Consider the following 7,201-nt stretch of genomic DNA (forward strand, 5'->3'; position numbering starts at 1 on the left):
CCGAACGCTCATCGATCATCCCGATCGGGCAGCGGCCCGATGTCATTCCGCCGCGTCGGGAATCATCGGCTCGGGGGCGAACTGCATGGTCTCCTTGCGCATCGGATTGTTCGGATGCGCCGTCCAATTGCCGTAGTCTGCCGGGATCGGCTTCCTGGTGCGCGGGTCGGCGCCGACGATCCGCTCCATGGTGATGCAGTTTTCCACCGGGCAGACGTTGACGCACAGATTGCAGCCGACGCACTCCTCGTCGATCACCTCGAAGTGGCGCTTGCCGTCCACCATGTTGGTGATCGCCTGATGCGACGTGTCCTCGCAGGCGATGTGGCAGCGTCCGCACTCGATGCACAGGTCCTGATCGATCCGCGCCTTGGTGACGTAGTTGAGGTTGAGATACTGCCAGTCGGTGACGTTGCGGACGGCGCGGCCGCGAAAATCCTCGATGGTCGAATAGCCCTTCTCGTCCATCCAGTCTGAAAGGCCGGCGATCATCTCCTGCACGATCTTGAAGCCATAGGTCATCACCGCCGTGCACACCTGGACCGTGCCGCAGCCGAGAGCGATGAACTCGGCCGCGTCGCGCCACGTCGTGATGCCACCGATGCCTGAAATCGGTAGGCCATAGGTCTGCGGATCGCGGGCGATCTCGGCCACCATGTTGAGGGCAATGGGCTTGACCGCCGGGCCGCAATAGCCGCCATGGCTGCCCTTGCCGTCGATGGTCGGCGTGGGGGCGAAGGTGTCGAGGTCGATCGAGACGATCGAGGAGATCGTGTTGATCAGCGAGACGGCGTCGGCACCGCCGCGCTTGGCCGCTCGCGCCGGATAGCGGATGTCGGTGATGTTGGGCGTCAACTTGACGATCACCGGCAGCTTCGAGTGCTTCTTGCACCAGCCGGCGACCATCTCGATGTATTCCGGCACCTGGCCGACCGCCGAGCCCATGCCGCGCTCGCTCATGCCGTGCGGGCAGCCGAAATTGAGCTCCACGCCGTCGGCGCCCGTCTCTTCGACCAGCGCCAGGATCTTCTGCCAGGGGTCCTCCTCGCAGGACACCATGATGGAGACGACGACCGCACGGTCCGGCCAGTTGCGTTTGACCCGCGCAATCTCTTCGAGGTTCGTGTCGAGGCTGCGATCGGTGATCAGCTCGATGTTGTTGAGGCCGATGAGCCGGCGATCCGGCCCGTGGATCGCGCCGTAGCGCGGCCCGTTGACGTTGACGATCGGCGGGTCCTCGCCGAGCGTCTTCCAGACGACGCCGCCCCAACCCGCCTCGAAGGCGCGCTGGACGTTGTATTCCTTGTCCGTCGGCGGCGCCGAGGCGAGCCAGAACGGGTTCGGCGACGAGATGCCAAGGAAAGAGGTGGAGAGATCAGCCATCGATGATTTCCTTCAGCGATGTGCGGGCATGACGGCAGCAACGGCTTCACCAGCCTTTTCGGCGAGCCGGCCGAGGACACCGCGATCCCTCAATGCAGCGTGGATACTCTCGGCGGCGATCTTGCCGTCCTCGACGGCAATCACCGTCAGATCGTCGCCTTCGGAAATGCAGTCGCCACCGGCCCAAACCTTCGCCCGGCTGGTGCGGCGGTCCGCATCCACCTTGATGCGACCGCGCTCCATCTCGACCGCGACCGTTTCATGGGCGACGCCGTCCGGCCGGAAGGCCTGACCGATCGCCTTGAACACCTGGTCTGCCTCGATCGTCACCGTCTCGCCGGTTCCGACCAATCGGCCGCCTTCGGTGCGCGTGCGCTCCAGTTCGATGGCCGTGACGTGGCCGTTCTCGGCCTTGATGCGCTTCGGCTGGAGATTGCAGCGAATATGCACGCCGCGGGTCGCCGCCAGTTCCTGCTCGTAGCCCGACGCGTTCATCGCGTCCTGGCCGCGGCGGTAGGCGATGGTGACCTCCTCGGCGCCCAAGGCCTTGGCCTGCACCGCCGCATCGATCGCCGTCATGCCGCCGCCGATGACGACGACCCGACGACCGACCGGCAGCGCGGCGAGATCGGTGGTCTGCCGCAGATCGGCGATCCAGGCGACCGCGTCATGGCTGCCGCCCGCTTCTTCGCCGTCGGCGCCCAGCGCGTTGACACCGGCAAGCCCGAGGCCGAGGAACACCGCATCGAAATCCCGCTCCAGATCGGCCAGATGGATGTCGCGGCCGAGCGCTTTTCCGGTTTCAAGTGTGATGCCGCCGATCGACAGGATGAAGGCGGCTTCCCACGCGGCGAAATCGTTCGTCGCCTTGTAGGCGGCGATACCGTACTCGTTGAGCCCGCCCGGCTTCTGCCGCGCCTCGTAGAGCGTCACCTCATGACCGAGCATCGCCAAGCGATGGGCGCATGAGAGACCCGCCGGGCCGGCGCCGACAACCGCGACACGCTTGCCCGTGGGCTCGCCGCGCTTGAAGGGCTGGGCGCCCTTCTCCATCAGATGATCGGTCGCATAACGCTGCAGCAATCCGATCTGGACCGGCTTGCCCTCCGCCACCTCGCGCACGCAGACCTCTTCGCAGAGCGTTTCGGTCGGACAGACGCGGGCGCACATGCCACCCAGGATATTGGCCGACAGGATCGTCTTGGCGGCGCCGTTCGGATTGCCCGCCTGGATCTGACGGATGAACAGCGGGATGTCGATCGATGTCGGACACGCGTTCATGCATGGCGCGTCGTAGCAGAAATAGCAGCGATCGGCCTCGACCAGCGCCTCGTGCGCCTCGAGCGGCGGATGGATGTCGGAGAAGTTCTGGCGAAGCGCGTCGGCCGTCAGCCGTCCTGCAGCGATATCGGGACGCAAGCTCGGTTCCGTCATGCGGCATCATCTCCTCGAGCCTTGACCATGGCGGGCCGCGGACATCGCCCCGGCCGCACCAGCACGGTCAGAATGAGGAGATTTTTTCAAAAGGTCAAATTTTTTATCGTCTGGTCAAAAATGGAGTGCGCAACTCTAGTTTTGTCTCCCTAAAATGGCACCTTCCGTAGATGCTGCCTTGGCCCCGCCTTGTGACCCGGGTTTCCCGATTCCGTGTCTTCGGCCCCCAAAGTCTGGGGAGCGCAGCGCGGCAGTGGTTCATTCCTCCGACCGCGAACGTATAAGCAAGGGCGCAGACAAAGGGGCGCGGAGTATGTTCATCGCGCATCTTCCCGCCGGCTACCTGCTGACCGACCGGATGGCCGAAGGCCGTCGACAACGTCGAAGCCTCATGGCCGTTGGCCTGGTGGCCGCCGTTCTGCCCGATCTTGACCTGTCCTGGTTCTATCTGGTCAACGAGCGCCGGACCGCACACCATGCCTTCGTGTTTCACTGGCCGCTCTTCTGGGTGGCCCTGGCCCTGGTCTCGTGGCTGATCCCGAAGGCGATGCGCTGGCGCGGATCAGGGCTGTTCATCGCGGTCGCACTCGCCAACCTGTTGCTGCACATGGTGCTCGACAGTGTCGCGGCGGAGATCGCCTGGCGGCAGCCCTTTTCCGATCGCGAGCTGAATCTGGTGGAAGTTCCGGCCCGCTACGATTGGTGGGCCTGGAACTTCGTACTGCATTGGACCTTTGCGCTGGAACTGGCGATCACCGGATGGGCCGCGATCACGGTATGGTGTAACCATCGGCACGCTCAGGTCGTCCGCACCACCCCCTGACCACACAAAAACGCCAGGCCTTCGCACGATCGCGCAAAGGCTCGCTCGAACCGACGTTACCGGACGACGTGCTGTGAACCGGAGACCGATCGAGCCTCCAGGCCTCATAACCGAGATAGGAGCGGTTGTCCGCCCCTGCCCGATTCGTTCGGCACCCATTGCTCCGTCCGAGATCGAAGTCCGTCTTTCAGATCATTCGATATGGCGGACCAAAGCGTTCGAGCGGCGTTTTGTACGGCTCGAACGGAGGCACCGCGCCCTAACGATAGTGGGCGTAGATCTCGGTGCTGCCGTCCTTGTGGATCAGGAGCACATCGTACGGTTCGTCGCCCGCGTTCATCCCCGGCGCCGAGACCGGCATGCCGGGCGCGGCCAGCCCCTTGGCGTCCGGTCGCTCCTTCAGCAGCCGGTCGATCTCACGGGCGGGGACATGCCCCTCGATGAGATAGCCGTCGAGGAACGCCGTATGGCAGGAGGTCTGATCGGGCGCGAGCCCGGCCTTGGTCTTGATGGCGTCGAGCGCGTCGTAGTCGATCACCTTGCTGTCGACCTCGTAGCCGGACTTTTCAATATGCGCGATCCATTCGTGGCAGCAGGCGCACCCTTCGGCCGAGAACACCTCGATCCGGCCCTCGGCCTGAGCGAGATAGCTTCCCGACACCACGACGAGGCCTGCAAGCCCCAACGCCACGGCGAGCTTCTTGCGGGATTTCGATTTCATGGGATTGATCCTTGTCTTCATCATGCGGCCTTCGCCGATCCGAGGACCCCGTGTGGGGGACGGAGCGAACCAGCCGCAAATCCTGGGGATTGAGCGTGACGGCCTGCGACGATCGCCATGAAGCGGCACGCCCCGGTCATTGGAGGCTCAGCGCCGGGATCGTTCGTGAGGCACGAAACGCCGTCTGAAGACTAGGCCTTGGGCGGCTTGTCGATCTCCGTCCCGCGCAGACCGGCGAACGCCGCAAGCCGGCGGCTGGGCCGGTCGCGGTCGAACGCGCCGGGGCCAAGATCAGGCGCTCCGGCCGCGATGTAGGAGGAGAGGCAGTGGATCATGCAGTGCGCATCGGACACCGCCGACGTCTGGTCGCCTCGCTCAGGCGTAGACTGCCGTTGTCCCGGACAACGCGAACGATCGACCATCGAGGCTGCGGTGAATTTCAGGCCGGCATGGGTGGAGCGAGCAAAACCGACCGGCGCCGCGGCGAACGCCGTCAGCAGCACGATCGCCAATGCCAATCTCGCCGGCAAGCGAGAAATCCTGCTCCAGACCATCATGAAGGGATCATAGACCAGAGCGTCTGGATCGACGCTTTGATCTCGATCATCGTTGCACCGGATGGCGCGGAGACAGAAAAGAAAAGGCCTACGGGAAAAAACTCCCGCAGGCCCGAACATCGAGGAGGATCGGAGGCGCTCAGCCGCCGCTCCCGCCACCGCCTTCGACGTTGACGTCCGGCAGGTCGACATTCACGTCGCCGCCGCCCCCGCCGAACATTCCGCCCTGATAGAGGAAGAAGGCCACCACCAGGACGACCAGCAGAATGCCGGCGATGAACCATCCGCCGGCGCCGCCGCCCCCGCCGCCAGGGCCGCGGTCATTGTTGACGATGACCGTGCGGTCGTTGGGATCTCCCGGGCCGCCAACTGTACTCATGTGACACTCCTGAATATTTTGGATTGCTTACGAATTGCAGCGTTCAGCGAAAGCTGCGGATGTCGATCAATGGTCCGGGAAGAACCTGGGACCGACCATGCGGATACCGTCGTCCGTGCGCCGGATCTCCGCCGTAGCCTTCATCGCCACAGGGCGCGGGGTCGGCAACGGGATGGCGGCAAGTTCGATCGGTGTGGCGTCAGACTGCAGCTGAACGTTATCGGTGGTGTTCGGGCCGGGAACCGCAACCGCCAAGGCGGGAAAAGCAACGAATGAGGCCAGGACTGCACCAACAACGGCTTTTTTAGAAAAAGCCATGAAAATCTCCATCCACGATGGTTTAGTTGGTTGCCTAATACCGTTGGGGCCGGTTTGGTTCCCTCGCAGAAGCCGCAATGCGGTATGATAGGTTAAGGCCTCGTGGTCGGACGATGATTCGCGAGCGCGAGCGACGAAATCCCAGACTGAGAAGGCGACGATATGCCACGACCGAGGATCAAGGACGTCGGTAGGGCTCGGGTGACTGCGAGGGCGGCCTGTCTGGCTTTCGCAACATTTGTCGGCTTGGCCTCGCCGGCCGCCGCCATCGAAACCAGCGCTCCGCACGCTCTCCTGGTCGACTTCGCGACCGGAGACGTTCTTTACGAAAAAGACGCCGACGCGCCGGTACCCCCGGCAAGCCTCGCCAAGCTGATGACCGTTGAGGTGATGTTTCATGAGCTCGAAACCGGCCAGATCACGCTCGACGAAGAGTTTCCGGTTTCCGAATATGCCTGGCGTACCGGCGGCGCATCCTCGGGCAGCTCGACGATGTTTCTCCCGGTCCACTCGATGGTCAGCGTCGACGATCTGATCAAAGGCATCATCATCCAGTCGGGCAACGACGCCGCCATCGTTTCGGCGGAGGGTATCGCGGGATCGAGCGATGTCTTTGCCGACATGATGAACCAGCGCGCCAAGGAGATCGGGCTGACCGGATCGCATTTCACCAATCCCGACGGCCTGCCCGACGAGAACATGTACGTCACGATGCGCGACCTCGCGCATCTCGCCGAGCACCTGATCAAGGCCTATCCGGATCGCTATCCGATCTTCGCCGAGGAGGAGTTCACCTTCAACGGCATCACCCAGCACAACCGCAATCCGCTTCTCGGCCTCGGCATGGGCGCCGACGGGCTGAAAACGGGCCATACCTCCGAAGCCGGCTACGGGCTCGTCGCCTCGGCCAAGCAGGGCGATCGCCGGGTGGTTCTGGCCATGAGCGGCATGAAGTCGATCCAGGAACGGTCCGACGAGGCGCGCAAACTGCTGGGCTACGGCTTCAGCGCCTTCGAGCAGCGCGAGGTTCTCGCCCAAGGCACGGAGGTCGCCAGCGCGGCGGTTTCCGGCGGCCAAGCGGAGTCGGTGCCCCTGGTGGCGACGGAAGGCGTGCAGATCCTGGCCGCGCGGGGCAGCGCGGACGATATCGAGACGCGCGTCAACGCCGATCCGGTCCTGGCTCCCGTGGCCGAGGGAGACCAGATCGGTACCTATGTGGTCAGTCGCGGCGGCAAGGTGCTGCGCGAGGTGCCGCTGGTGGCAGGCCATGCCGTCGAGCGTGCCTCGCTGCTGCAACGCAGTTGGGATGGCTTCAAGCGCGTCACCGTCGGCTCGGTCAGCTGGGCGGTCAATTGGGTGATGGACGCGATCACCGGCGGCGACGGCGACGAACCGTCCGATCAGGCCGCAGCAGCCACGCCGACGTGACGATGATCATGCTCGGGATGCGCGGCCGCTAATACCGCTGAGCGGATGATCTGACTCTGGCGTGATTTGCGTGGCTTCGGCGACCGTGATTCCTTCGTACTAGATGCGACGAGGGAGATGCGGATGGCGTTGGAGATCAGCGACAGATATTCGGCAGG

The 7,201-nt window shown here is 64.1% G+C and carries 9 protein-coding genes; 2 read left to right on the forward strand and 7 right to left on the reverse strand.

Annotated elements, in window-relative coordinates; translation table 11 throughout:
• Nucleotides 1-42 precede the first annotated feature (42 nt).
• Entirely contained in the window at nucleotides 43-1,383 is a 1,341-nt protein-coding gene (preA, locus tag SMD10_RS22020) for an NAD-dependent dihydropyrimidine dehydrogenase subunit PreA (protein WP_331687897.1), read from the reverse strand.
• A gap of 12 nt (nucleotides 1,384-1,395) precedes the next feature.
• The gene (locus tag SMD10_RS22025; RefSeq protein WP_331687898.1) at nucleotides 1,396-2,817 is read right to left on the reverse strand and encodes an NAD(P)-dependent oxidoreductase; all 1,422 of its coding nucleotides are present in this window, start codon (nucleotides 2,815-2,817) and stop codon (nucleotides 1,396-1,398) included.
• A 313-nt stretch (nucleotides 2,818-3,130) separates the two neighbouring features.
• Between SMD10_RS22025 and SMD10_RS22030 the strand changes: the two genes are divergently transcribed.
• A complete protein-coding gene (locus SMD10_RS22030; protein WP_331687899.1) occupies nucleotides 3,131-3,640 on the forward strand; it encodes a metal-dependent hydrolase in 510 nt (169 codons plus the stop codon).
• Nucleotides 3,641-3,899: 259 nt separating this feature from the next.
• On the opposite strand, the gene SMD10_RS22035 is transcribed toward SMD10_RS22030, so the two are convergent.
• The 4 genes from SMD10_RS22035 to SMD10_RS22050 form a co-directional block, all read right to left on the reverse strand.
• Entirely contained in the window at nucleotides 3,900-4,361 is a 462-nt protein-coding gene (locus SMD10_RS22035) for a DUF411 domain-containing protein (RefSeq protein ID WP_331687900.1), read from the reverse strand.
• 191 nt (nucleotides 4,362-4,552) lie between these two features.
• The gene (locus tag SMD10_RS22040; RefSeq protein ID WP_331687901.1) at nucleotides 4,553-4,891 is read right to left on the reverse strand and encodes a hypothetical protein; all 339 of its coding nucleotides are present in this window, start codon (nucleotides 4,889-4,891) and stop codon (nucleotides 4,553-4,555) included.
• A gap of 166 nt (nucleotides 4,892-5,057) precedes the next feature.
• Nucleotides 5,058-5,297 carry a hypothetical protein gene (locus tag SMD10_RS22045; protein WP_331687902.1) on the reverse strand — a complete coding sequence of 80 codons (240 nt, stop codon included), beginning with the start codon at nucleotides 5,295-5,297 and terminating at the stop codon, nucleotides 5,058-5,060.
• A 66-nt stretch (nucleotides 5,298-5,363) separates the two neighbouring features.
• The gene (locus SMD10_RS22050) at nucleotides 5,364-5,615 is read right to left on the reverse strand and encodes a hypothetical protein (RefSeq protein WP_331687903.1); all 252 of its coding nucleotides are present in this window, start codon (nucleotides 5,613-5,615) and stop codon (nucleotides 5,364-5,366) included.
• A gap of 162 nt (nucleotides 5,616-5,777) precedes the next feature.
• Here SMD10_RS22050 and SMD10_RS22055 point away from each other — a divergent pair, with 162 nt between their 5' ends.
• The gene (locus SMD10_RS22055) at nucleotides 5,778-7,043 is read left to right on the forward strand and encodes a D-alanyl-D-alanine carboxypeptidase family protein (protein WP_331687904.1); all 1,266 of its coding nucleotides are present in this window, start codon (nucleotides 5,778-5,780) and stop codon (nucleotides 7,041-7,043) included.
• Here the strand turns inward: SMD10_RS22055 and SMD10_RS22060 are convergent.
• A partial coding sequence (locus SMD10_RS22060) for a hypothetical protein (protein ID WP_331687905.1) occupies nucleotides 7,016-7,201 on the reverse strand: 186 nt, incomplete at its 5' end. The two genes, SMD10_RS22055 and SMD10_RS22060, sit on opposite strands and share 28 nt — an antisense overlap.

The organism is Consotaella aegiceratis (assembly GCF_036541425.1).
Taxonomy (GTDB): Bacteria; Pseudomonadota; Alphaproteobacteria; order Rhizobiales; family Rhizobiaceae; genus Consotaella; species Consotaella aegiceratis.

Coding starts and splice junctions, on each gene's coding strand:
- SMD10_RS22035 (WP_331687900.1), bottom strand. CDS start 4,361: ATGAAATCGAAATCCCGCAAGAAGCTCGCCGTGGCGTTGGGGCTTGCA.
- preA (WP_331687897.1), bottom strand. CDS start 1,383: ATGGCTGATCTCTCCACCTCTTTCCTTGGCATCTCGTCGCCGAACCCG.
- SMD10_RS22030 (WP_331687899.1), top strand. CDS start 3,131: ATGTTCATCGCGCATCTTCCCGCCGGCTACCTGCTGACCGACCGGATG.
- SMD10_RS22050 (WP_331687903.1), bottom strand. CDS start 5,615: ATGGCTTTTTCTAAAAAAGCCGTTGTTGGTGCAGTCCTGGCCTCATTC.
- SMD10_RS22025 (WP_331687898.1), bottom strand. CDS start 2,817: ATGACGGAACCGAGCTTGCGTCCCGATATCGCTGCAGGACGGCTGACG.
- SMD10_RS22045 (WP_331687902.1), bottom strand. CDS start 5,297: ATGAGTACAGTTGGCGGCCCGGGAGATCCCAACGACCGCACGGTCATC.
- SMD10_RS22055 (WP_331687904.1), top strand. CDS start 5,778: ATGCCACGACCGAGGATCAAGGACGTCGGTAGGGCTCGGGTGACTGCG.